The following is a 24,376-nucleotide window of genomic DNA, read 5'->3' on the forward strand; positions in this document are numbered from 1 at the left end:
AACATGACTTCCCCTCATGTTTCTGTCAGGAGGCTGTCATGCCGGACCGCTTCGACCTGCCGGCGGGGTTCCGCTGGGGTGCCGCCACCGCCGCCTACCAGATCGAGGGGGCGGTGAACGAGGACGGCCGCGGGCCCTCCGTCTGGGACACCTTCGCCGCCCGCCCCGGCGCCGTCCGCGACGGCCACACCGGCGCGGTGGCCTGCGACCACTACCACCAGTACCCCGAGGACATCGCCCTGATGAAGGGCCTCGGACTCGACGGCTACCGCTTCTCCGTCGCCTGGTCCCGCGTTCAGCCCACCGGCGCGGGCGCCGTCAACCCGGCCGGCCTCGCCTTCTACGACCGCCTCGTCGACGCCCTCCTCGAAGCCGGCATCACCCCGCTGCCCACCCTCTTCCACTGGGACCTCCCGCAGGCCCTCGAAGACCACGGCGGCTGGCTGAACCGCGACACCGCGTACCGCTTCGCCGAGTACGCGGGGATCGCCGCCGACCGCCTCGGCGACCGCGTCCCCGCCTGGATCACCCTCAACGAGCCCTTCGTCCACACCGTCTTCGGCTACGCCCTGGGCACCCACGCCCCCGGCCGCACCCTGATGTTCGAGGCCCTCCCCGCCGCCCACCACCAGCTCCTCGCCCACGGCCTGGCCGCCACCGTCCTCCACGACCGCGGCCTGGAGGCGATGCTCTCCAACAACCTCACCCCCGTCGAGCCGGCCACCCCCTCACCCGCCGACCTCGCCGCCGCCGAGGCCTACGACGCCCTCCACAACCGCCTGTTCACCGACCCCGTCCTCCTCGGCCGCTACCCCGACCTCACCGCCCTCGGCGTCCCCGACGACATCTTCGGCGCCGTCCACCCCGGCGACCTCGACCTCATCCACACCCCCGGCCTCGACGGCCTCGGCCTCAACTTCTACAACCCCACCCGCGTCGCCGCCCCCACCGAACCGGGTCTGCCCTTCGACCTCGTCGACATCCCCGACGTCCCCCACACCGCCTTCGGCTGGCCCGTCGTTCCCGAAGCCCTCCGCCAACTCCTCCTCAACCTCCGCGAGTCGTACGGCAAGGCCCTCCCACCCCTCACCATCACCGAGAACGGCTGCTCCGTCGACGAGTCCACCGCCCCCGACCAGCCCCGCATCGACTTCATGTCCGCCCACCTCGACGCCCTCGCCCAGGCCACCGCCGAAGGCATCGACATCCGCGGCTACTACACCTGGTCCCTCCTCGACAACTTCGAATGGGCCGAGGGCTACCACCAGCGCTTCGGCCTCGTCCACGTCGACTTCGCCACCCAGCAGCGCACCCCGAAGGCCTCCTACGCCTGGTACCGCGACCTGATCGCCGCCCACCGGGCGAAGTCGGCGGATCGGTAGCAGCGGCCGCGCCTGGTGGGCTCTACGTACCTGGGCGCTCGTGTCGCAGTGGCAAGTCGTCGAAGACCTGTCGGCTGAAGTGAGCTGCCCGCAGGGCGGTGTGGCGGCCCGCACCGGGATCCGGAGAGAGCGGCGGTGGGCGGTGCGCCCTGCATGGTCCCCTGGACCGGATCTCGCCGTGCCCTGCCCATTGACTCCGACCTTCGCCCCTCTTACCGTAGCGGTCACTACATGAGTCTGTAGTGACCGCTACATGAACGGGTGCGTCCGTGGCGACGCAGACCCGCCGGTCCGGCATGCCTGCTTGGTGCCGATGACGACCCGCCAACGGTTCATGCTGCGTCCCGTTGCCCACAGGAGGTGCGCGTAATGACCGACACCGAAACCGAGAATGCCCCAAGTCCGGGGCGCCGAAGGCTCCTCAAGGCCGCCCTGCCGCTCGCCGTCGCCACCGCGGCGCTCGATCCGACGCCGGCCCGCGCGGCATCGCCCGACCCGGCGCCGCGGTCGCCCGTGACGCGCGGCCGGGGCCGCATCGACGTGCACTGCCACCTGCTCCCGGACTTCTACCGGCAGTCCCTCGCCGCGCACGGCATCGTCGAGATCGGCGGAGTGCCGGTCCCGGTGTGGAGCCCGGCCCTCGCGGTCGACTTCATGAACCGCTACGGCATCGAGGCGCAGGTGGTCTCCGTCTCCGAGCCGGGGGTCACCTATCTGGATGCCGCCGCCGACCGGTTGGCCATGGCGCGGCGCCTGAACACCTACATGAGCCGTGAGCTCGTCCGCGGATCCACCTACCGCCAGGGGCGCTTCGGCGGCTTCGCGGTCCTGCCGTTGGGCCGCAGGGTGACCGCGATGGACGTGGGCGACGCGGTGGTGGAAGCCCGGAGGGCGGTGCGTGAACTCGGGTTGGACGGCGTGGGCCTGTTCAGCAGTTACGGCGGGACCTACCTGGGCGATCCCGTCTTCGAGCCGTTGCTGCGTGAACTCGACGACCTGCGGGCCATGGTGTTCGTCCACCCGGTGACCCCCTCGGCCTATCCCGACCTGGGGCTGCCGCCCTTCCTCTACGAGTTCACGTTCGACACCACGCGAGCGCTGGTCAACATGCTCTACAAGGGGGTGTACGAGCGGCACGCGCGCATCCGCTGGCTGGCCGCCCACGCCGGCGGCACGCTGCCCTACATCTCCTACCGTGCGAGCCTGTTGACGCTGACCCCCGAGCTCGCCCAGCGGTTCGGCGCCTCCGGGTCGGCGGACAGCAGTGCGCAGTTCCGCGGCCTCTTCTACGACACGGCCCTCTCGCCGGCGCCCCAGGCGATGAAGTCGGTGCGGGAGCTGGCCGGCGCCGAGCACATCCTGTTCGCCACCGACTGGCCGTTCAGCAGTCCCTTGTTCCTGGGGGCCGGAGATCCCGCGCCCCAACTGGACGAGACGTTCGGTCCCGACGAGCGCCTGGCTGTCGAGCGGGGCAATGCGCTGGCCCAGTTCCCGGCGCTGGCCGCCCGGCTCGGGGCCCGTACGGGCTGACCCCCGAGCCGGACGCGCTCGGCCGATCCGGCAGGCGGAGCGCGCCGACGAGCGCACTGTGGCACACTTGCTGTAGTGATCGCTCCAATTGGAGTGAACGCTGCAGTAGGATCGCCGTCGACGACAGTCGAACGCACCCGAACACGAGGAGGCACCCGCCATGGCCGGGCCGCAGACGAACCGCAAGAAGCGCGCGAACGGGGTGGAGTCGCGCCAGCGCATCCTGGACGCCGCCGTGGAGATCGCGGGCGAGCGCGGCTACGAGGGCACCTCGATCGCGGCCGTCAGCACCAAGTGCGGGCTGCCCGCCAGCTCGATCTACTGGCACTTCAAGGACAAGGACGACCTGATCGCCGCGGTGATCGAACGCAGCTTCGCGACCTGGCTGGCTGCCGTCGAGCTGCCGGGCGAGGAAGCGGGCACTCCGTTGGAGCGGGTCACCGCCATGGCGGTGAGCGTGGCGAAGTCGCTGATCGACGCTCCCGACTTCCTCCGGTTCGGGCTGATGCTCGCGCTGGAGCGGCGCCCCACGGAGCCCCGGGGCCGGACGGTGTTCCTCCAGGTCCGTGAGATCGCGGGCGCGAAGATCGCCGAGATGGCCCGGGAGCTCGTCCCGGACCTCGACGAGGACTCTGTCCGCCTGCTCACGACCTATGCCGTCGCCGGTGCCGACGGACTGTTCGTCCAGCGCGAGATCAACGGGGACGGCGTCGACCTGGTCGCGATGTTCGAACTGCACGCCCGGCTCGTCTACGAGGCGGCTACACGCATGGCGGCGGAGAAGGAGGAGTGAGCCCGGCCGGTCGCGCGACTCCGCGGCCGGCTCCCCGCGCCGCCCGGCCGCCGACCCGGCCGGAACCGGGCAGGGCCGTGCCGCCGGCCCGGATCCGCCCGGTGCCACCCCGTACGCGTCCGGGGCCGTCGGCCGCTCCGACACCGAAGCGCGCGTCCCCGCCCGAGCGTCGCCTCCCGGCCCTGCCGCTGTGAGGCGCCCGCCCGATCGCGGTGCGTCCGTTCCGTGCGGCCCGGTGCACCCGCGGCGCGTCCGCCCCTCGGGCCCTCTCAGCACAGCATCGACCGAGACAGGTTCCCCATGTCCACCATCCCTCAACACCAGACCGACGACCGGGCGGGGGAGAGCCTCGGCGCCGTCGCGGCCGGCCGGGCCGGCCACAACGGCGTACTCGCCGCCATGTGCCTGGCCCTGGTCCTCGTCGTGGCCTCCGTCTCCGCCCTCAACCTCGCACTGCCGGACCTGGCGCTCGACCTGTCGGCCACCAACAGTTCGCTGACCTGGATCGCCGACGCCTACACCGTCGCCCTGGCCGCGCTCGTGCTGCCCCTCGGCGCGATCGGCGACCGGCTCGGGCGCCGCAACGTCCTCGTCGCGGGCACCGTGGTCTTCGGTGCCGCCTCCCTGGCCGCTTCCTTCGCCGACTCCACCACCACGCTCATTGTCTGGCGGGTCGTCATGGGGATCGGCGCCGCGATGATCATGCCGGGCACGCTGTCCACCATCACGGCCGCCTTCCCGCCCGAGCAGCGGGCCAAGGGCGTGGCTACCTGGTCGGGATTCGCCGCGGCCGGCGCCATCCTCGGCATGCTCGCCGCGGGGACGCTGCTGGAGTGGTACTCCTGGCGGTCGATCTTCGTCACCGGCGCCGCGGTCGCCCTGGTCGCCGCGCTGGCGGGGATCCTCCTGGCGCCCGACACCAAGGACCCGCACCCCGAGCCGCCCGACGTGCCCGGGGCCGTCTGCACCGCGCTCGGGATCGGCACCCTGGTCTTCGCCATCATCGAGGGCAACGAGCAGGGCTGGACGCAGCCCCCGGCCGTCGCCGCACTCGTCGTCACGGTTCTGGCCTTCACCGCGTACGCCTGGCTCGGCCTGCGCAACGAGCACCCGCTCCTCGACCCCGCCCTGTTCGGCATCCGCGGCTTCCGGGCCGGCGCGATCACCGTCCTCGTACAGTTCATGGCCGTCTTCGGGTTCTTCTTCGTCGGCCTGCAATACCTGCAGCTCATCCTCGGCTACAGCCCGCTCAAGGCCGCCGTCGCCCTCGTCCCCGTCGCCGTGGTCGTCCTGCCCACTTCGCAGCTCACCCCCCGCCTGGTGCGACGGGTGGGGATGAAGGTCACCATGGCCGCCGGCCTGGCCCTGCTGAGCGCCGGCCTGTTCGTCATCTCCCGGATCGACGTCGACTCCGGCTACCTGCCCTTCCTCGGCGGGCTCGTCCTGGCGGGCTTCGGCATCGGCCTGTCCGGGGCCGTGGGCACCTCCGCCATCACCGGCTCGCTCGGCCGCGGCCGGCAGGGCGTCGCCTCCGCGATGAACGACACCACCCGCGAGGTCGGCTCGGCCGTCGGCATCGCCCTCATGGGCTCGATCTACGGCAGCCACTACCGATCCAGCCTCCCCGCTTCCCTCGACCAGCTGCCCGCCGAGGCGGCCTCGGCCGCGCGCGACTCCGCCGCCGCGGGCCTGCACGTCGCCGATCGGCTCGGCGTCGGGGGAGTGGCCCTGGCGGACGGCGTCAAGGCCGCCTTCATGGACGGACTGTCGGCCTCGCTCGTCGCGGTCGGTGCCATCGTCCTGGCCGCAGCCGTCGGCTGCCTGTTCCGCGCGCCGAGAACACCGCCGACGTCGGACTGAACCCGCCCCTCCCGCACCGCCGGTGACGGTCCGTCGAAAGATGTGGCCGTCCGTTCGGCAGCCAGCCCGGTCATCAGTAGGACCGCAGACGCCGCCATGCAGTACATCCCCTACGACGAGTGGGTCGGCCTGACCGGCGGCGGGTACGCGTTGCGCGGGGTGATCGGCCGCGGCGGCGCGGGCGAGGTCCGGTCGGCCGACGACCTGCTCCCGCACCGTACGGTCGCCGTGAAGCCGATGCACCCGCGGCTCGCCCTCGACGACGCCGCCCGGAGCCGCTTCCAGCGCGAGGTCCGCGCCGCCCTTCCCCGCGCACCCCGACGGGCAGCGGACCCAGCCCCTCGGCACCGCGCACGAGCACCGGTCCCGGCCCGGTGCTCCTCCCCGTCGCCGGTCCGTCACTGACGAACCAACACCGCCGCTGTCCGACACCGCGGTCGGACCAGGCCATTACCGCAGAGGAGAGAGAACATGCACGAACCGGTCAACGGCCGGGCGCCGCGCCTCAAGCGCCGCCGCAACGGGTGGATCGCGGTGGCCCTGACGCTGCTCGCCGCCGCCGGCGGCGGCGAGGTACTGGCCACGCAGTACACCCAGGAGCGCATCGCCGACTCGGCTCGTTGGAACCTCGGCCTCGCAGCCGCTCCCGAGGTGCGCGTGCACGGTTTCCCCGTGTCTCTGCAGTTGGCCCGGGGAGTGGTCACCGAGGCGGACATCGACGCCGCACGCGTGCCGGCCGACCTGGACGGCCGCGTCCTGACCGTCGAGGACGTTGCCGTCCACCTGCGAGGAGTGCACCGGGAACGGGACGGCGGGGAGCGGGCCGACGAGGCGGAGGTCACGGCGACCGTCGCGTACGACGAGCTCTCGGCCTTCTACGGGGTCGCCATCGGCCGGGGCGAGGGTGACGACCGGGTGGCAGCGACCGCCCGGTTGCCGCTGTTCGGGCAGGTCACCGCCTCCGCCCATGTCGGCGTCGCCGCTCCGGACGCCGTCGGACTCGACGACGTCCGGCTCCCCGAGAACGTTTCCCCGGCCGCACGAACCCTGCTGGCGAGGGCCTTGGAGCGCCGGACCCCGCTCGACGACCTGCCCGAGGGGCTCGCGCTCCGGTCCGTGGCCGTCACCGACCACGGCATCGTCGCCCGCATGTCCGGGCACGGTGTCGAGCTGCGGTCCCGCACCGCCTAGGACCCGGACCCGACGGCCACGACCCGGTCGGCCGGCGGTTCGGCCGCGCCCGTCAGCGGACCCCGCCGCTCCGGGGCCAGGGTGGCAGGGACGGCTGGCCACCTCGTGGGCGTCCTCGTCCGACAGACCCGGCGTGAGCACCAGCAGCTCGGACATCCGCGGTCCCGTCGCCGTCGTCGAGCCGCTTCACCATGGGCAACCGCGACCGCAACCGCAACCGCAACCGCGACCGCAACAGGCCGAGGACGGCCCCTCCGATCGCGCCGAGGGGCACCACGGGGGCCTCGGTCCGGAACCGGCCCGCTGCGCGCCCGGGTTCGAGATCGCGCAGGGGCAGGGGCAGGGGCAGGGGCAGGGGCCCGAGCCCGTCGGCCGTGCGGATGTGCTGCATGCCGCGCAGCCTCAGGACACCGGTGACCTCGGGGAGGGAGGCCGCCGGCACCAGGGCCGGTCGGATGCCGGCGGCGAAGCGTTCCGCCGGTCCTCGACGTCCCGCGTCGCGGCGTCCGTCGGCCCGGGGCGTGCGAGGGCTGTTCGGTCAGTCGGCGGAGCGGGCCGTCGCGAGGTCGAGGGCGATGTCCGTGATCATGTCTTCCTGGCCGCCCACCATCTTGCGCCGCCCGACCTCGACCAGGATCGCGCGGGTGTCCAGGCCGTATCGGCGGGCGGCGGTCTCGGCGTGGCGCAGGAAGCTGGAGTACACGCCCGCGTAGCCCAGGGTGAGGGTCTCGCGGTCGACGCGCACCTCGCGGTCCTGCAGCGGGCGGACCACGTCGTCGGCGGCGTCCATCAGCGGGAACAGGTCGCAGCCGTGCTCCCAGCCCATCAGGTCGGCGACCGCCACGAACGCCTCCAGAGGGCAGTTGCCGGCGCCCGCTCCCTGGCCGGCGAGGGAGGCGTCGACGCGGGTGACGCCGTTCTCCACGGCCACGACGGAGTTGGCGACGCCCAGGCCCAGGTTGTGGTGGGCGTGGATGCCGAGTTCGGTGTCGGGGGACAGGACGTCGCGGTAGGCGCGCAGGCGGTCGCGCACGCCGTCCATGGTGAGGCGTCCGCCGGAGTCGGTGACGTAGACGCACTGGGCGCCGTAGGACTCCATCAGCCTGGCCTGCCGGGCGAGTTCGGCGGGCTCGGCCAGGTGGGACATCATCAGGAAACCGGCCACGTCCATGCCCAGGCCGCGGGCGGCGTCGATGTGCTGGGCGGCGATGTCGGCCTCGGTGCAGTGGGTGGCGACGCGCACCGAGCGGATGCCGAGGGCTTGCGCCTGCCGCAGGTCGTGCAGGGTGCCGATGCCGGGCAGCAGCAGGGTGGTGGGCACCGCGTGGTGGACGCTGTCGCAGACGGCGGCGATCCACTCCCAGTCGGTGTGGGCGCCGACGCCGTAGGTGATGCTGGAGCCGGACAGGCCGTCGCCGTGGGCGATCTCGATCGCGGCCACGCCGGCCGCGTCGAGGGCGCCAGCGATGGTGCGGGCCTGGTCGACGGTGTAGCGGTGGCGCACGGCGTGCATGCCGTCCCGCAGGGTCACGTCCTGGACGTACAGGGAAGTCATCGCGTCGCCACCTCCGGGGCGCGGTGGGCGGCCATGCGTTCGGCGGTGCGCAGGGCGGCCGAGGTCATGATGTCGAGGTTGCCGGCGTAGGCGGGCAGGTAGTGGGCGGCCCCCTCCACCTCCAGGAACACCGACACCTTCGCGGCACCGCCGGTGCGGGAGGGCGCGGGCAGCAGGGAGCGGAGCGGGTCGTCCGCGGCGACGCGGTCGAACTGCACCTTCTGCTTGAGGCGGTAGCCGGGGACGTACGCCTGGACCCGGGCGACCATCCGCTCGACCGAGTCGGTCACCGCGGCGTCGTCGCAGTCGCCGACCAGGCAGTACACGGTGTCGCGCATGATCAGCGGCGGCTCGGCCGGGTTCAGGACGATGATCGCCTTGCCGCGGGAGGCGCCGCCCACCTTCTCGATGGCCGAGGAGGTGGTCTCGGTGAACTCGTCGATGTTGGCCCGCGTGCCGGGGCCCGCGGAGCGCGAGGAGATCGAGGCGACGATCTCGCCGTAGTGGACGGGAGTCACGGCCGAGACCGCGGCCACGATCGGAACGGTGGCCTGTCCGCCGCAGGTGACCATGTTGACGTTGGGGGCGTCGAGGTGGTCATCGCCGTTGACCGGCGGGACGACGTAGGGGCCGAGCGCCGCGGGCGTCAGGTCGACGACGGTGCGCCCCAGCGAGCGCAGCACCTCGTCGTGGCGGCGGTGCGCGCCGGCGGAGGTGGCGTCGAAGACGATCTGCACGTCCGCGAACTCGTCCAGTCCCACCAGGTCGTCCACGCCCTCGTGGGTGGTGGCGACCTTCAGGCGGCGGGCGCGGGCCAGGCCGTCGGAGTCGGGGTCGATCCCGGCCATCGCGGCGATCTCCAAGGTTTCGGAGAGCCGCAGGATCTTGATCATCAGGTCGGTGCCGATGTTGCCGGACCCGATGACGGCGACCTTCGTGGTCATGCGAGGGCTCCTTCCTCGGTGGCGGGTGCGAACGCGGTCGTGACCGTGCCCAGCCCTTCGATGACGGCGGTGAACTCGTCGCCCGCGGCGGCGGCGGCCATCGGGCCGAGCGCGCCGGTCAGGACGAGGTCGCCGGCCCGCAGCGGGTCGCCGAGCCCGGCGAGGGCGGAGGCGAGCCAGAGGGCGGCGGTGAGCGGGCTGCCCAGGCAGTCGGCCCCGGTGCCCCGGGAGACCTGTTCGCCGTTCCTGGTCAGCGTCATGGTCACGGCCCGCAGGTCGACCCGGTCCAGCGGCACCGGGGTGCCGCCGAGGACGTACAGGCCGCAGGAGGCGTTGTCGGCGACGGTGTCGACGATGGTGATGTCCCAGTCGGCGATGCGGCTGTCGACGATCTCCAGCGCGGGTAGTGCGAACGCCGTGGCGCGCAGCAGGTCGGCGACGGTCGGGTCGCGGTGGGGCAGGTCGGAGCCGAGGACCAGGGCGACCTCGGCCTCGACCTTTGGCTGGAGCAGTCGGCCGGGGGCGACGGGCTGTCCCTCGGGTACCGCCATGTCGGCGAACAGGGCGCCGAAGTCAGGCCGGTCGACGCCGAGTTGGCGCTGTACGGCGGGCGAGGTCAGGCCGATCTTGCGGCCCACGAGCCGTCGCCCCGCCGCGAGGGCGCGCTCGACGTGGAGCTGCTGCACGGCATAGGCGGCCTCGATGTCGGCCTCCGGGAGCAGCGTGCGTACCGGGGCGCACGGGATGCCGGTGCGGGCGGCCTCCTCCAGGAGGGCGGCCGCCTCGGTGACGCGGGCGGGCCGGGTCGGAACCGGCAGGGATCGGTGGGGTGGTGCGGAGCCGAGCACGAGGGTGGCCTCCGGGGGATCGTCGAGGGGTGGGGGGAACGGCCGGGGCACCGGCTTGTGCCGGGTGCGGGCGTGCGCCGCCGACGCCGGGAAGGGCGGGGACGGAGCCGTACCGGCGGTGCGGCGGCTGTCCCGGGTCAGTCGTCGGGGATGCCCGTGCCGCTGAGGGCGGGCACGGTGAGCTCCGGGCGGGCCAGGGAGCGGGCGCCGGCGCGGAACTGGGCGAGCTTGTCGACGATGGTCCGGCCGACGGGGAGGTGGCCCCAGGTGCTGATGCCCTGGTGGGTGGTGGGTTCCCAGGTGCTCTCGTCGATGACGATCGGGTTCCAGCCGACCTCCCACTCGAAGCCCGAGGGGGTGCGGGCGTAGTAGGACAGTTCCTTGTCGTTGGTGTGCTGGCCCACCGACAGGGCCATCTCGAAGCCGAGTTCGTGGACGCGCTGGTAGCTGCGGGCGACGTCGTCGAGGGTGGCGGCCTGGATGTTGAGGTGCTGCACCCGGGTGCGGATCGGGTCCAGGGGCAGGCCGCGGACGGCGGCGATCGCGATGGAGTGGTGGCGTTCGTTGACGCGCAGGAAGCGGATCTTGAGTTTGACGCCGCTGATGGTCTCGTCGATGTAGTCGGTCAGGCGGGCGTCGAAGACGGTGTCGAAGTAGCCCCGGATCTGCGCGGGCCTGGTGGAGGTCAGCGCGACGTGGCCCAGGCCGGAGTCGCCGGTGACGAAGCCGGAGGCGAGCATGCGCAGCGGTTCGGCCGCTCGCTTCGGGTTGGTGTAGATCTCCTGGGTGATGCCTTTGGGGCCGGGGAAGCGCAGCAGGCGTTCGACGCCGCGCAGGGCCGCCTCCTCGTCTGTGCCCCGGGTGAGGGGCACGCCGTGGGCGCGGACGTGGGCTTCGATCCGTTCGAAGGAGGCGTGGTCGTCGACGTGCCAGCCGGTGGCGACGACGTCCTCGGCGGGGCCGCGGGTGAGCAGGAAGCGGCACTGGTGGTCGTCGAGGCGGAAGCGCATCAGGTCGGGGGAGAGGCTGTCGTGGTGCATGCCGATGGCGTCGGTGCCGAAGCGGCGCCAGTCGGCGAAGCGGTCGGTCTCGATGACGACGTAGCCGAGGTGGACGGCGCCGAAGACGGTGGCGCGGGCCGGTGCGGTGGTCATCGCCGGCCCGCCAGGAAGTCGGCGCACAGCCGGTTGAAGAGTTCCGCGCGCTCGAACTGGACCCAGTGGCCGGTGTTGGCGACCGTGTACAGGTCGCAGTCGGGCATGCGATCGGCGAGCATCCGGCCGCCGGAGGGCCGGTTGACCCTGTCCTGGGCCCCCCACAGCACCAGGGTCGGGACGGGCAGCCGGGACAGGCGCGGGTCGCGGGTGAAGTCCATCCTCCACACGGTCCGCAGGGCGTCGCGCCCGGAGGGCCGCCGCAGGGGCGGTGCGGCGACCACCTCCGGGTCGATGCTGGCGCGGTAGCGCTCGTCGATCACGGAGTCGGGGACGTCGGCGGCGTTGAAGACGAGGTGGTCGCGGATGAACTTCTCCAGCTTCGGCCGCGAGGGCCCGTCGCCGGTGTAGTAGTTCAGCAGGCTGTTGAGGCCGGGGGTGGGCAGGGCGCGGGTGGTGCCGATGCCGCCGGGGCCCATCAGGACCATGCGGTCGACCCGGTCGGGGGTGTCCAGGGCCAGGCGCAGGGCGCAGGCGCCGCCGTAGGAGTTGCCGACCAGGTGGGCCTTCTCGAGGCCGAGGCGGTCGAGCAGGCCGCGGACGTGGTCGGCGAGGAAGCCGAAGGGGTCGCCGGCGTCGACGCCCTTGGTGCTGCGGCCGTAGCCGGGCAGGTCGGGCACGATGACCCGGTGGTCCCGGGCCAGGGCGGCGATGTTGCGGGTGTAGTTGGAGACGCCGGAGGCGCCCGGGCCGCCGCCGTGCAGCAGCAGGAGCGGCGGGCCGTCCCCGGTCTCCGCGGCGAAGACCTTCCTTCCGCCGATGTCGTACGTCGTCTCCTGCATCGTCGGCAGGCCGGTCGGTGTCGTCGTCATGGTGCCGGTGTCCTCACTGGGCGGTGGACGCGTGCGGGCGGGGGGCGGTGGTGGGGGCGAAGCCCCGGGGCGGCGGCGGGAGCGGAGTGCCCGCGGGGGCCGCCGCGTAGACGTAGGCGTCGGGGCGCAGGGCGAGTGCGGCCGCGCCGTGCCGGGCCATCCAGGGCAGCAGGACGCCGTCGCTGTCGACGAGGGTGCCCTCCGCGGGTGCGGAGCCCAGCGGCGTGACGGTCAGGGACGGCACGCCCAGGACGTCCCAGGCGAGTTGGGGGGCGGCGGTCCGGGCGTGCAGCAGGTGCCACCGGCCGCCGAGCGCGTCGTCGAGGCGCACGCGGCTGCCGTCGGGGCCGGTCACCCACGGCTGGGGCACCTGGTGGCCGGTCGCCCTGGCGCGGGAGCGGGCCCGCAGGCCGGCGTCGTACCGGGCGACGGGGATCCAGTTCGCGCTCTGCAGCCAGTTGCTGAAGCCCGGGACGCGGTCCAGGGTGCGCAGGGCGCCGTCGCGGACCTTGGTGACCGGCCGGCGGCGTTCGGTGATGGTCCGGCCGACGAGCACCGCCCGCCGGGTGACCTCCTTGACGTGCGGTTTGCGTTCGGCCTCGTAGCTGTCGAGGACCGTCTCGGGCAGTTCGCCGCGCAGGACGGCGTCGAGCTTCCAGCAGAGGTTGGCCACGTCGCGCACGCCCGCGGCCATGCCCTGGCCGATCCACGGCGGCATGGCGTGGGCGGCGTCGCCGGCGAGGAAGACCCTCCCCGCACGGAAGCGCGTGGCGAAGCGCACGTGGTGGCTGTAGACGGTCGCGCGCAGCACCTTGACGCTGTCGCGGCCGATCCCGTACCGGGAGATCAGCCCGTACACGGCGTCCTCGGTGACCAGGTGCTCCTCGTCGTCCCCGGGCAGGAGCGGGAACTCGTAGCGGTGGTGGCCCAGCGGGGTCGGGCAGTCGACGGCCGGGCGCGCGGGGTCGCAGTGGAAGCGCAGCTTGTCGTGGTCGGGCCAGGGCTTGAGCATCTCGGTGTCGATGACGACCCAGCGGTCCTCGTACGTCCGGCCCTCGTAGCCGATGTTCAGCTGGGCGCGGGTGAGGCTGGAGCCGCCGTCGGCCGCGATCACGTAGGAGGCGCGCAGCCGGTGCACGGAGTCGTCGGCCGTGCCGACGACCGTCAGCTCCACCCCGTCGGCGTCCTGGCGCAGGCGCAGGCACTCGTGGCGCAGCAGGACCTCCACGTTCGGGTACCGGTCGACGCCGTCGCGCAGCACCTGCTCCAGCGCGGGCTGGTAGATGAACATCTGCGGCGGGTGCCCGTGCCCGCGCGGGGTGGGGCGGGCACGGATGAAGGGGCGGCCGTCCGCGTCGACGAAGTCCACGGGCCGCTCGGTCAGCATGTCCTGCTTGAGGCGCTCGGCCAGTCCTATCCGCTGCCAGATCCGCACGACCTCCTCGTCCGTGGAGATGGCCCGGGCGCGGGAGAAGACCTCGGCGTCCCGCTCCAGGACCACGACGCGCAGCCCCGCGGCGCCCAGCAGGTTCGCCGCGGTCACGCCCGTGGGCCCGTAACCGATGACGGCCACGTCGTAGGAGCCGTCCTCGGGCTCTGTCCCAGCCCCGGTCTGACGCATCAGGCCCACCTCACCGTGTCGATCGCACCGCGCAACTGTTGCTGTAGTGCTCACTCCAATTGGAATGACTGCTACGGTATGCTCGCCGTCGGAGAGGGTCAAGTGACCGGAACCGCGCACCACCGGAGGGGACGCCCGCCGCGGCCGAGCCGCGGACGACCCGCGAGCGGCACGCGCCCGGCCCGGCGCCGTACGGCCGGCGGCCGGTACGACAACCCCGCTCCGCCCCCACAGAGCGCACGAAAGGCCGCGGCATGTCTCCTTCGGCACAACGCATCGACGTCCACCAGCACGTGGTGCCCGGCTTCTACCGCGACGAGCTCGCCAGGGCCGGCATCACCGACGCCGGAGGCCGGGCCCTGCCCGACTGGAGCGCCCAGTCGGCCCTGCACCTGATGGACCTCCTGGACACCGCCACCGCGATCGTCTCCGTGTCCACGCCCGCGACGGGCTTCCTCGCCGACCCCGCCGAAGCGGCCGACCTGGCCCGACGTCTCAACGACCACGGCGCGTCCCTCGCCTCGGACCACCCCGGACGCTTCGGCTTCTTCGCCACCCTGCCCATGCCCGACACTGGAGCCTCCGCCGCCGAGGCGGTACGCGCGCTGGACGAGCTGCGCGCCGACGGCGTCACCCTGCTCGCCAACAACCACGGCACCTACCTCGGGGCCGACGGCCAGGACGTCCTGTGGCAGGCACTCGACGACCGCGGCGCGGTGGCCTTCGTCCACCCCGCGGAACTGCCCGCCCCACCGGTCAGCGGCATCCCGGCCTTCGCCGCCGACTTCCTGCTCGACACCACCAGGGCCGCCTACCTCCTGGTCCGCAACGGCATCCTGCGCCGCTACCCGAACATCCGCTTCATCCTCAGCCACGCCGGCGGCTTCGTCCCCTACGCCTCGCACCGGATGGCCGTCACCCTCGCCAACGACACCGCACGCAGCCCGCTCGACGTGCTGGACGACTTCCGCTCCTTCCACTTCGACACCGCCCTGTCCTCCAGCCCGGCCGCCCTGCCCACCCTCCTCGCCTTCGCCCGCCCCGGACACGTCCTGTTCGGCAGCGACTGGCCCTTCGCCCCCACCCCCGCCGGGCAGTACTTCGCCAACGGCCTCGACACGGGCGTCGACCCCGGCACGCTCACGGCCGTCAACCGCACCAACGCCGAAGCACTCTTCCCCAGGCTGGCCACCACCCGCCCGGCACCGCTGCCGGCGCCGTCGGCCCCGGTGCGCATCCGCCGAGCGGCCCAACGCGCCGCAGCGCGCCTGGCTTTCAAGCTCGTTCAGCCCGGCACGGACTGATCCGGCGTTGTGGGACCTGGCGTGCGCCGGGTGCGTCCGTGCGTCTCCTCCGTGCCCGCAGCACCCTCGCCGAGCGCTCCCGGACGGGAAGAAATCTCTGCACGGAATGTTCGGCAACCTCGTCGGCCGACTGAGGGTCGTGACCACAATGACACCCCGTCCGACGGGCCGAGGGCTACCACCAGGGCTTCGGCCTCGTCCACGTCGACTTCGCGACGCAGCAGCGCACCCCGAAGGCCTCCTACGCCTGGTACCGCGACCTGATCGCCGGTCACCATGCGGAATCCGGACGTTAGTCAAGGCCTGGGCAAGGGGGTGCGGGTCAGGATCGCGGCGGGGAAGGGAGTGTCGTCCGATCCTTGACGGCCATGGGAACTCCGCCCGCCTCCGCGCGCTGTCACCTGTCCTCGCCACCCGTGCCATCGGGTGACTACGATCGGTGAGGATTCCGGTCGACTGACGTACCAGGGAGGCCCGGATGGACGCGGAACTACCGGCGCTGCGGCTGAAGCTCTACATCGAGTCGCTCCAGGTCCTGATGCCCGAGCGGCAGTTCAAGCTTCTGATGGATCTCCTGCGCGGCTATGCCGAGCTCGGTGGTGGGCGGATCGAGGTGAAGCTGGACGCAGAGGAACGGGAGCTGTTCACACCCGCGGTGCAGCGCGAACTGCTCGTTCTCCTCGGCCTGCTCGGTGCCCTGGTGCCCGGACACGAGGACCGCGCCGACGGTGTGGTGGCCGACCTCGGCGACGGCGAGCGGGCCAAGGGGGTCATGTCGCTCGTACCGCCGGAGGTCGCTTCCGATCCGGCCCGCCTGCGGGACATGCGCGACCGGCTTGACGCCGCCGAGGGCCGGCGGGCGAGCGACCGCGCGACGGTCGAGGGAATCGCGGAGGTGAGCGGGATGGCGGGGACGGAAGAGAACTGATCCGAGCGCGTTCAGCTCTGTGAAACCTCACCGGCGGTTGCCGGAGCCGGGACACAGGCCTCCCCGGAGGCCCGGGCGCACCTGCACCAGCTGTACCTGCCGCACGCGACCTGGCCGGTCGACAACCGCGTCGTCGGGCGTCGGCGCGTCCGCGTACTGTGGTGCCCGGAAGACGGGGAGGGCAGCCGTTGCGCAGGGTGCCGCCGGAGATGTTCCGGTTCACGACGGGGGAGAAGGCCGAACTCTACGGTGCGATCCTTCAGGCCTTCGGAGCGGCCAACGAGCGGCTGGAGACCGCGCTCGGGCTGGACGAGGTCCGCACCCGGCTGCGGACGGTGGGCTGGCTCGACGCGGTCCATGACGACGACCTCCAGGAGGCGCTGCGCAAGCTCAGGGAGTGGCAGCTGCTGGACGTCGTCCAGAACCACGCGGAGAACTACCGCACCGCCGAGGAGTACGAGCGCCGCAACCTCCAGTACTCGCTGACCCGACGCGGTGAGGCCGCGTCCGCCGGGGTCGAGCACGCCCTGTTCGTCCTCGCCTCGACGGGGGCGCTCCAGACGGCGGTGCTGGAGGCGATCACGGACCGGCTCGACGAGCTGTACGTCCTGCTGGGCGACTCCGCGTCCTCGGACCGTCGGGTCTTCACCACGCTGCAGGAGCTGGAGGGCCACCTGGAGGCGCTGCTGGCCAACACCAAGGCGTTCAACGGCGAGTTGCAGCGCCTGCTGCGCGCCGAAGGTGCGGACCTGGCGACCTTCCGCGAGGTGAAGGCCGCGACGGTGGCCTATCTCCAGGAGTTCCTCGTCAACCTCGACCAGCGGGGCCAGGCGGTCGCCACCGCCGTCGAGCGTGTGGAGCGGCTCGGGGTGAGCCTGCTGCACGCGCGGGCGCTGCGGGGCGCCGAGCTGCCGCCGGTCGCCGACGGCGATCCCGCGCCGGCCTGGCTGGAGCGGCGCCGGGCGCGCTGGGAGGGGCTCCGGTCCTGGTTCCGGCCGGCCGACGGGGCACGGCCCCGCGTGGAGCAGCTGCACGACGTGGCGCGGCGGGCGATCGTGACGCTCCTTCAGGTTCTCGACCGGATCACCGAGTCACGGCGCCGCTCCTCCAGCGCCGTCCAGGACTTCCGGGAGCTGGCCCGCTGGTTCGCCGCCGCGCCCACCGAGGACGACCTGCACCGCCTCTGGTCGGCCGCCTTCGGTCTGGGGTCGGCCCGTCACGCCCATCTCGCCCACCCCGACCCGGAGTTGGTGCCCTCCTCGGGCAGCTGGGCCGAGACCCCGCCGGTGGAGGTCTCGGCGCTGCTGCGCACCAGCGGCCGCACCGAGCGGTTCACCCGCACCGGGAAGGTGCGCGACATCGGAGGCATCAAGGCGGCCCGGGCCGAGCGGGCCCGGAAGGAGCGGGCCGAACTCGAAGCGGCCTGGGACGTTCTGGGAACCGACGGCCCGGTGCGGCTCTCCGACCTGCACGTGCTGGACCACACCGTCTTCGAGCGGCTGCTCGACCTCCTCGGCCGGGCGCTGGCCGTACGACCGGACGCCGGCGGGGCACGTCGGGCGGTCACCTCGGACGGCCGCGTGGAGATCGTGCTCCGGCCTTCTCCCGAGGGCGGACGGGCCGTCCTGCGGACCTCCCACGGCCGGTTCGAAGGGCCCGACTACCTGGTGGAGATCCGGAGCCCGAGCGCACTGCGGGCGGTCGTCCGGGAGGACAGCGCATGAACACCACCAGGAGCGGCACATGAGCACCCTCGCCAACCAGCTGGTCCTGGCCGAGCGGCAGGACATAGCCCGAGGCATCAGACTGCTCCTCGGCCTGCCGCTGATCACCGAGCGTGGTGACCCGCCCGCCTTCGAGCTGATCCGCCGCCGTCAGGATCCGCTGACGAAGTGGTTCGACTACAACTGCGGCTGGCAGCTGGTGGTGGAGCCGCGCCTGGGGTATGCGCGTCTGCTCAAGATCCGGACCGTGCCCGACGCCTCGCGCCCCGCCCGTCGGCTGCGGTCCGGCAAGGCCCCGTTCGACCGCCGCCGTTACACGCTGCTGTGCGTCGTCGCGGCCGAGCTGCTTCCGGTCCCGGTCACGACGGTCGGCCTGCTCGCCGACCGGGTCGTCCACGCCTGTGCCACCGACGAGGCACTGCCGCCCTTCGACACGGCGAGCAGGTCCGAGCGCATGGCGTTCGTGGACGTGCTCAAGCTGTTGGAGGCCTACGGCGCGCTCCTCACCGTGGACGGCGTCACGGAGAGCTTCGTCGACTCGGCGAAGGCCAAGGTCCTCTACCGCGTGGACGCCACCGTCCTGATGCGCCTGCTCGCCGCGCCCGTCGGCCCGTCCCGGCTGGCCGTTCCGGCGCAGGACGTGCCGCTGCGCTTCGAGGAACTCCTGCGGGGCACGGTGCGCGAGAGCCGGTACGGCGGGGCCGACGCCTCCGACGCGCAGCGCAACCTCCGGCTCCGGCACTCGGTGCTCCGGCGGCTCCTCGACGATCCCGTCCTGCACCACGACGAACTCGGCGCCGACGAACTGGCCTACCTGGCCTCACCGACGGGGCGCCAGATCGTCAAGCGCGCCGCCGAGCAGGGCGGCTTCGTGCTGGAGGAACGGGCCGACGGCCTGCTGCTCGTGGACCCGGAGGCCATCGCCACCGACAGCCGCTTCCCGGACGACTCCGCGACGGCCCGCGTCGCCGCCCTGCTCCTGCTGGAACCGCTGACGGCAGCCCCGGACGGGCTGACACCGGAACAGCTCGAGGCCGAGGCGAACACGCTGCTGCGGCGCTTCCCGCGGTGGGCGAAGGGCTACCAGTCCGAGGACGGCGCCCAGCGGCTCACGGCCGACGCCCTTCGTGTCCTCGACGACTTCGGCCTGGCCCGCCGGATCGGCGACCGCACCGTTCCCCGGCCCGCGGCGTTCCGGTACCGCACCACCGTGACCGACGGTCCCGCAACCTGACCAGGGAAGACCTCCGATGACCGTGACACAGCCACCGCAGAGCCCCGTGCCCCCGACGGCGGCCGCAGCCGTGCGATGGCGGCCCGCCAGGGCGGGCATCCTCAACGTCTGGCGCTACTACGACGAGACCTTCACCTTCCACAAGGGCCGGCTGCTCCTGCGGGGGCAGAACGGCACCGGCAAGTCGAAGGCGCTGGAGGTGCTCCTGCCGTTCCTGTTCGACGCGAGCCTGCGACCCAACCGGCTGTCCACCTTCGGCGGCTCCGAGCGCACCATGCACTGGAACCTGATGGGGGAGGGCACCACGGGCAAGACCCGTGTCGGGTACGTGTGGCTGGAGTTCGTCCGCGGTGACGGCGATCCCGGGTGGTTCACCTGCGGCGCCAGGCTCCAGGCCAGCGTGCACACCCCCGGTGTCACCGTCGACTACTTCACCACCGGCGCGCGGATCGACCGCCCAGGCGGTCTCTCCCTGGTCAACGACGCGGGCCAGCCGCTCACCCGCGCCGCCCTGGCCGATGCCCTGCACGGCCGGGGCGAGTTGCACGGGGCACCCACCGACTACCGCAACACGGTCCGCAGCACGCTCTTCCCCGGGCTGAGCGAGCAGCGCTTCGACGCCCTGATCACCGCGCTGCTCCAGCTCCGCACCCCCAAGCTCTCGGAGCGCCTGGATCCGTCGCTGCTGTCCTCGCTGCTCTCGCGGGCGCTGCCCCCGCTCGGCCAGGGCGAGATCACCGAACTGGCCGAGGGTTTCGAGCGCCTCGACCGCCAGCGCGAACACCTGAAGACACTGGACGACGAGGTGGCCGCGGCCACCGCCGTCGCGAACCAGCAACGCGGCTACGCCCAGCGCGTCCTGCGTGCCGGAGCAGCCGGTCTCATCTCCGCGACGACCGAGATGGACAACCTCGCCCGCCTCGCGAGGGAGAGCGGGGAGGCGCACGCGGGAGCCGTGCGTGAGCGCGACGAGAGCAACCGGACGCAACAGGAACTCGAACACGGGCGGCAGGAGATCGAGGGCGCCATCGAGGGGCTGCTCGACTCCGAGGTCTACCGGCAGGGGCAGGAGCTCGACCAGCTCCGTCGTAGGAGCGAGCAGGCCGACCAGACCGCCGCCCGGGCCCGTACCGCCGCCGACCGGAAGGTTCGGGCGGCCGACGAGGACGCGGGGCGTGCCGACGATGCGCGGCTGCGTTCCGAACAGCGGGCCGAACAGACCCGGGCCGCTCGCGAGGAGGCACGTGGCGCGGCGCGGCGAGCAGCCATGGAGTCCGTCTGCGCCGAGGTGCAGACGGTGCTCGGCACCGCACCGGGTCCGTCGGGGGAGAACGAGGAGCAGGGGCGTACGGCGCGCCGTCTGCTGCGCGGTGCGGTCGTCTCGCGGCACCACCAGATCGCCGACGTCCGAGCCGCCGTCGAGCGCCACGAGCGGTCCCTCGCGGGCCGGACGACGGCGGAGCAGCACCTCGATTCGGCGCGCGAACGGCTGACCGGGGCGACCGCGAAGCGCGAGGGGAACGCCCGCGCCTACCAGGCCGCCGTCGACGCCCACGCCGCCCTGTTGCGTCGTTGGGCGAGGGAGGACTGCGCGGAACTCTCGATCGACGACGCCGAGGAACTCGCGTCCCGTGCCGCCGTCGAGACTGATGTCCTCGTGCTGGTCGAAGCCGCGGCCCGGGCGGCGGAGAGCTCCATCACCGCCGACGAGACGACCGCCCGCGCCGGCCGGGACGACGCCCGCGCCGGGCGTGACCGGGTCCTCCGGGAACTGGAACGCATCGCGGCCGCGGCCGATCTCCCGCCGGTTCCACCACGGACTCGCACGGCCGACCGGTCGGTCCTGCCGGGGGCGCCACTGTGGCGTCTGCTGGCCTTCCGGCCGGACGTTCCGCCCGCCGATCAGGCCGGCGTCGAAGCGGCCCTCGAAGCGGCCGGCCTGCTCGACGCCTGGATGACCCCCGACGGCGGTCTCGTCGTCGCAGGGCACGACGTCCTGGCCGATCCGGCAGCGGCCGCGCCCGCACCCGGCCCCTCGCTGCTCGACGTCCTGGCTCCGGAACCCGACGGCCCGGTGCCGCCCGCCCGGGTGCGGCGGCTGCTTGCCGGTGTCGCCTACGGCCCCGCACTGACGACGGACCACCCGGCCGTCGTGGGCGCCGACGGAAGCTGGCGGCTGGCGATGGCGGTCGGCTCCTGGGCCAAGGAGGAGTCCAGCCACATCGGCGCCGCGGCCCGGGAACGCGCCAGGCAGCGGCGGATCGCGGAACTCACCACCGAACTGGCCGAGGCCGACACCGCCGTCGTCGGCTACGAGACGCGGCTGCACGCCCTCGCCGACCGCCGGACGCGCCTCGAAGCCGACCTCCGCTCCCGGCCGCACCACCGGGACGTGGAGGAGGCCAAGGGCGGCTGGGACCGGGCCGAGTCCCAAGTGGGCGCTCGGGAGGACGCCGTGCGGGAGGCCGTCGAACAGCTCGCGCGGCAGGAGAAGGCGGTCGCGGACGCGCTGCGCACACTCGCCGTCGCCTCCGCCGAGCATGCCCTGCCGACCGAACGCGCCGCCCTGGACAAGACCGCCGCGGCCGTCGAAGCGCTGCGCGAACAGGCCGACGTCTGGCTCGACGCCCATCTCGCCTGGATAGCCGCCCACCAGGCCTGGAACTCCGCGCGCGGCCATGCCGAGGCATCGAGGGGGGCTGCGACCGAGGGCCTGGCGGAGGCCGAGACCGCCGAGGCCGCCGCCCGCGGGCTCCGCTCCACGCTCCGGGCGGTCGAGAGCACCGTCGGTGAGGACTACCGCGAAGTGGCCGCCCGCATCAGTGACTTCCGGAAGTCCCTCGACCGCGTTCGCCGCGACCTCGAATCCGGCACCCAGGCACTTCTCGCGCTCGAAGGCCGCATCGGCGCGCTCGGCGCCACCGCGGCCCAGGACGAGGCCCTGCACGACAGGGCCGTCGAGGCCCGGAACGAGGCCGCCCATGGCTTCCGGCGCCTGTGCGTCCTCGGATTCCCCGAGGACGCGGGCCTCGGGCTCGTCCTCACCTCCGCGGACGGCACCCGCGCCACCCTCGAAGCGGCGCGCGAGACCGCTGCCGCGTGGCCCGACCTGCCGCACGGCACCAGGAACCTCGGTGACTCCCTGAACCGTCTCTCCGAGGCCGTCCACCGAGCCCGCCAGAGCCTCAGCAGCCGCGCTGACCTCGAGCTCGAAGCGGAGGAGGACGTCCAGGTCCTCACCGCCACCGTCGACGGCATCCGGGTCGGCGCGACCGGCCTCCTCGTCATCCTCACCGGTGAGCGTGACCGCGGTCAGGACGACATCACCGCAGCCGAACGCGGCCTCTTCGACCGGACCCTCACCGGCGACACGCGCCGCCACCTCGCCTCCCGGATCCGTCAGGCCGGTGAACTCGTCGAGCGGATGAACGGCCACCTCGAAGGGATCCGCACTGCCTCACGGGTGGCCGTCCGTCTGGTGTGGCAGATCCACCCCGACCTGCCCGCCGGTACCCGGACGGCCCGTGAGCTGCTGCTCAAGGACCCGGCGCGGATCACCGAAGCCGACCGCGAGGCCCTCCACGCCTTCTTCCGGGGCCGGATCGAGGAAGCGAAGACCCGCAACACGGCGGCGACCTGGGAGGAGCAGCTCGCCGAGGTCCTCGACTACACGGCCTGGCACCAGTTCGTCGTCAAACTGGACCGCGCCAACGGCTCCGGGTGGCAGCTGCTCACCAAGAAGCTCCACGGCGCGCTCTCGGGCGGCGAGAAGGCCATCGCCCTCCACCTGCCGCTGTTCGCCGCCGTGGCCGCCCATTACGAGGCGGTGCCGGAGTCTCCGCGGCTGATCCTGCTCGACGAGGTCTTCGTCGGCGTCGACACCGTCAACCGCGGGCAGGTCTTCGGCCTCCTCGCGGCACTCGACCTCGACCTGGTGCTCACCTCGGACCACGAATGGTGCACCTACCGGGAGCTCTCCGGCATCGCCGTCCACCAGTTGATCACCGGAGGTGACGGCGACGACGCCGTCACCAGTGCCCGTTTCACCTGGACGGGCACCGACCTGCTGCCCGACGAAGCCGACACGGAAGAACCGGCATGACGGACCGCCACCCCCTCGACCTCCCCGAGCTCCGACCCCTGTGGTCGGCCGTTCACGGCCGTCTCTCGACCGGTCGCCCCGTCAGCCGGGTACGGTCCGGACCACTCGACGAGGCGGGCCGGGAGGCACTGGCCGACCTCCTCGGGCTCGACCGGCTCCCCGGCGCCGAACCGACGATCCCCCTCGCCGGGCTCGACAGTGCCGTGCTGGACGCCTGCGGCCGACCCGTCCGGGACGTGGTGACCGCGATCCTCGGCCCGATCCACGACCGGGCCGCCGAGCGCCACCACAGGACCGGCCAACGCGAGGCCCTGTGGGCGTGGTTGGCCGGCCACGAGGTGGTCACCGTCCAGCCGGCCCTGCTGGACTGGGTCGGCCACCTGCGGGCCGGCGGCCTCGTCGACGGCTCTCCCGACCGGACCCGAGGCCTGCTGACCGCCGCGCTGACCGTCCTTCACGCACTCCCAGCCGACGGTGAGCCACTACCGGTCCTCGCCGCCCGTCTCCTCGACGGCGACTCCCACGCCCTCGACGACGGGACCCGGCTGTCCTCGCTCGTCCTGCGTGCGCTGGCGGTGCTGTACGGCACCGACATGCCAGACGCCGCCGAGGGACGACGCGCGCTGTGGAGCCGAGCCGGCGTGGCCGACGACGAGCTGTCCGCCGCCGTGCTCGCCGCGGGTCTCCGCCCCGTGGGAGAAGGGCCGGTTGCCATGATCTCCCGCATCTGCGCCGGAGCCGGCCACCCCGTCAGCCTCACCCTCGCCCAACTGCGCACACCCGGTGAGTTCACCGGTCCCGCAGGACCCGTGCACATCACCGAGAACCCCAGCGTGCTCGCTCTGGCCCTGCGCCGCTTCGGCTCGCACTGCCCGCCGCTGGTCTGTACCTCCGGCTGGCCCAACACCGCCGTGATCCACCTGCTGCGCCGACTCGCCGACGACGGCGCGTCCCTGCACTACCACGGCGACTTCGACGGCGAGGGCATCCGCATCGCGGCGCACGTCATGGCCAGAACCGGTGCCGCACCCTGGCGGATGACAGCCGACGACTACCGGGCCGCCGCACCGCGGGTTCCCTTCGGCCCTGACCCGGGTCGCTTGACGCCGGCGCCGTGGGACCGCTCGCTCATCGACTCCATGACCGAGTCGCGCACCGCAGTGGTCGAGGAAGTGGTTGCCGATCTCCTCCTCGACGACTTGGCAGCGCACCTGCACGGATAGGACGACGGCCCGTCCGACGGGCCGAGGGCTACCACCGGCGCTTCGGCCTCGTCCATGCCGGTCGAGCGGGCCGGGGCTCCCCGCCGGCCGGCGGGGAGCCCCGGGGCCAAC

Annotated in this window: 18 protein-coding genes and 2 pseudogenes; 13 read left to right on the plus strand and 7 right to left on the minus strand. The window is 73.1% G+C overall.

All coding sequences use genetic code 11. The features are described from left to right. Nucleotides 1-38 precede the first annotated feature (38 nt). The 6 genes from AMK13_RS28140 (at nt 39) to AMK13_RS28165 (ending at nt 6,756) form a co-directional block, all read left to right on the plus strand. Entirely contained in the window at nt 39-1,382 is a 1,344-nt protein-coding gene (locus AMK13_RS28140; RefSeq protein ID WP_074004598.1) for a GH1 family beta-glucosidase, read from the plus strand. A 369-nt stretch (nt 1,383-1,751) separates the two neighbouring features. Then, nucleotides 1,752-2,912, plus strand: a complete 1,161-nt coding sequence (locus AMK13_RS28145) for an amidohydrolase family protein (RefSeq protein ID WP_074004599.1) — start codon at nt 1,752-1,754, stop codon at nt 2,910-2,912. A 160-nt stretch (nt 2,913-3,072) separates the two neighbouring features. After that, complete coding sequence (locus tag AMK13_RS28150) at nt 3,073-3,705, plus strand: TetR/AcrR family transcriptional regulator (RefSeq protein WP_074004600.1); 633 nt, start codon at nt 3,073-3,075, stop codon at nt 3,703-3,705. Nucleotides 3,706-4,005: 300 nt separating this feature from the next. Then, complete coding sequence (locus AMK13_RS28155; protein ID WP_074004601.1) at nt 4,006-5,565, plus strand: MFS transporter; 1,560 nt, start codon at nt 4,006-4,008, stop codon at nt 5,563-5,565. Nucleotides 5,566-5,661: 96 nt separating this feature from the next. Beyond that, entirely contained in the window at nt 5,662-5,970 is a 309-nt protein-coding gene (locus AMK13_RS28160) for a hypothetical protein (protein WP_074004602.1), read from the plus strand. 66 nt (nt 5,971-6,036) lie between these two features. Then, nucleotides 6,037-6,756, plus strand: coding sequence for an LmeA family phospholipid-binding protein (locus AMK13_RS28165; RefSeq protein ID WP_074004603.1), 720 nt, complete (start codon nt 6,037-6,039; stop codon nt 6,754-6,756). 52 nt (nt 6,757-6,808) lie between these two features. On the opposite strand, the pseudogene AMK13_RS46470 reads toward AMK13_RS28165, so the two are convergent. The 7 genes and pseudogenes from AMK13_RS46470 to AMK13_RS28200 form a co-directional block, all read right to left on the minus strand. Further along, nucleotides 6,809-7,225: pseudogene (locus AMK13_RS46470) on the minus strand (hypothetical protein); the annotation flags it as partial. 69 nt (nt 7,226-7,294) lie between these two features. Continuing rightward, nucleotides 7,295-8,311 carry a 4-hydroxy-2-oxovalerate aldolase gene (gene dmpG / locus AMK13_RS28175; RefSeq protein WP_074004605.1) on the minus strand — a complete coding sequence of 339 codons (1,017 nt, stop codon included), beginning with the start codon at nt 8,309-8,311 and terminating at the stop codon, nt 7,295-7,297. Next, complete coding sequence (locus AMK13_RS28180) at nt 8,308-9,255, minus strand: acetaldehyde dehydrogenase (acetylating) (protein ID WP_074004606.1); 948 nt, start codon at nt 9,253-9,255, stop codon at nt 8,308-8,310. The genes dmpG and AMK13_RS28180 overlap by 4 nt, the downstream gene beginning before the upstream one ends. Next, complete coding sequence (mhpD, locus tag AMK13_RS28185; protein ID WP_074004679.1) at nt 9,252-10,073, minus strand: 2-keto-4-pentenoate hydratase; 822 nt, start codon at nt 10,071-10,073, stop codon at nt 9,252-9,254. Before mhpD ends, AMK13_RS28180 begins: the two co-directional genes overlap by 4 nt. A gap of 167 nt (nt 10,074-10,240) precedes the next feature. Then, nucleotides 10,241-11,257, minus strand: a complete 1,017-nt coding sequence (locus AMK13_RS28190) for a VOC family protein (protein ID WP_074004607.1) — start codon at nt 11,255-11,257, stop codon at nt 10,241-10,243. Next, the gene (locus tag AMK13_RS28195) at nt 11,254-12,129 is read right to left on the minus strand and encodes an alpha/beta hydrolase (RefSeq protein WP_074004608.1); all 876 of its coding nucleotides are present in this window, start codon (nt 12,127-12,129) and stop codon (nt 11,254-11,256) included. The genes AMK13_RS28190 and AMK13_RS28195 overlap by 4 nt, the downstream gene beginning before the upstream one ends. Before the next feature lie 13 nt (nt 12,130-12,142). Next, nucleotides 12,143-13,750, minus strand: a complete 1,608-nt coding sequence (locus tag AMK13_RS28200; protein ID WP_074004609.1) for a bifunctional 3-(3-hydroxy-phenyl)propionate/3-hydroxycinnamic acid hydroxylase — start codon at nt 13,748-13,750, stop codon at nt 12,143-12,145. 254 nt (nt 13,751-14,004) lie between these two features. Between AMK13_RS28200 and AMK13_RS28205 the strand changes: the two genes are divergently transcribed. The 7 genes and pseudogenes from AMK13_RS28205 (at nt 14,005) to AMK13_RS28235 (ending at nt 24,265) form a co-directional block, all read left to right on the plus strand. Then, the gene (locus AMK13_RS28205; RefSeq protein WP_049649841.1) at nt 14,005-15,054 is read left to right on the plus strand and encodes an amidohydrolase family protein; all 1,050 of its coding nucleotides are present in this window, start codon (nt 14,005-14,007) and stop codon (nt 15,052-15,054) included. A gap of 167 nt (nt 15,055-15,221) precedes the next feature. Continuing rightward, a pseudogene (locus AMK13_RS45235) lies at nt 15,222-15,350 on the plus strand (family 1 glycosylhydrolase); the annotation flags it as partial. Between the two features lie 182 nt (nt 15,351-15,532). Beyond that, on the plus strand, nt 15,533-15,982 hold the full coding sequence (locus tag AMK13_RS28215; protein ID WP_074004610.1) for a hypothetical protein: 450 nt from the start codon (nt 15,533-15,535) through the stop codon (nt 15,980-15,982). Nucleotides 15,983-16,191: 209 nt separating this feature from the next. Beyond that, nucleotides 16,192-17,706 carry a TIGR02677 family protein gene (locus tag AMK13_RS28220; RefSeq protein WP_198959444.1) on the plus strand — a complete coding sequence of 505 codons (1,515 nt, stop codon included), beginning with the start codon at nt 16,192-16,194 and terminating at the stop codon, nt 17,704-17,706. Between the two features lie 19 nt (nt 17,707-17,725). Beyond that, nucleotides 17,726-18,940, plus strand: a complete 1,215-nt coding sequence (locus tag AMK13_RS28225; RefSeq protein ID WP_049649843.1) for a TIGR02678 family protein — start codon at nt 17,726-17,728, stop codon at nt 18,938-18,940. A gap of 16 nt (nt 18,941-18,956) precedes the next feature. Further along, nucleotides 18,957-23,042 (plus strand): TIGR02680 family protein, encoded by a 4,086-nt coding sequence (locus tag AMK13_RS28230; protein WP_074004612.1) that lies wholly within the window; start codon nt 18,957-18,959, stop codon nt 23,040-23,042. After that, nucleotides 23,039-24,265: a TIGR02679 family protein gene (locus AMK13_RS28235; RefSeq protein WP_074004613.1), complete on the plus strand. Its 1,227-nt coding sequence runs from the start codon at nt 23,039-23,041 to the stop codon at nt 24,263-24,265. Before AMK13_RS28230 ends, AMK13_RS28235 begins: the two co-directional genes overlap by 4 nt. The last annotated feature ends 111 nt before the right edge of the window (nt 24,266-24,376 follow it).

Source organism: Streptomyces sp. CB02056, assembly GCF_001905545.1.
In the GTDB taxonomy this organism is placed as follows: domain Bacteria; phylum Actinomycetota; class Actinomycetes; order Streptomycetales; family Streptomycetaceae; genus Kitasatospora.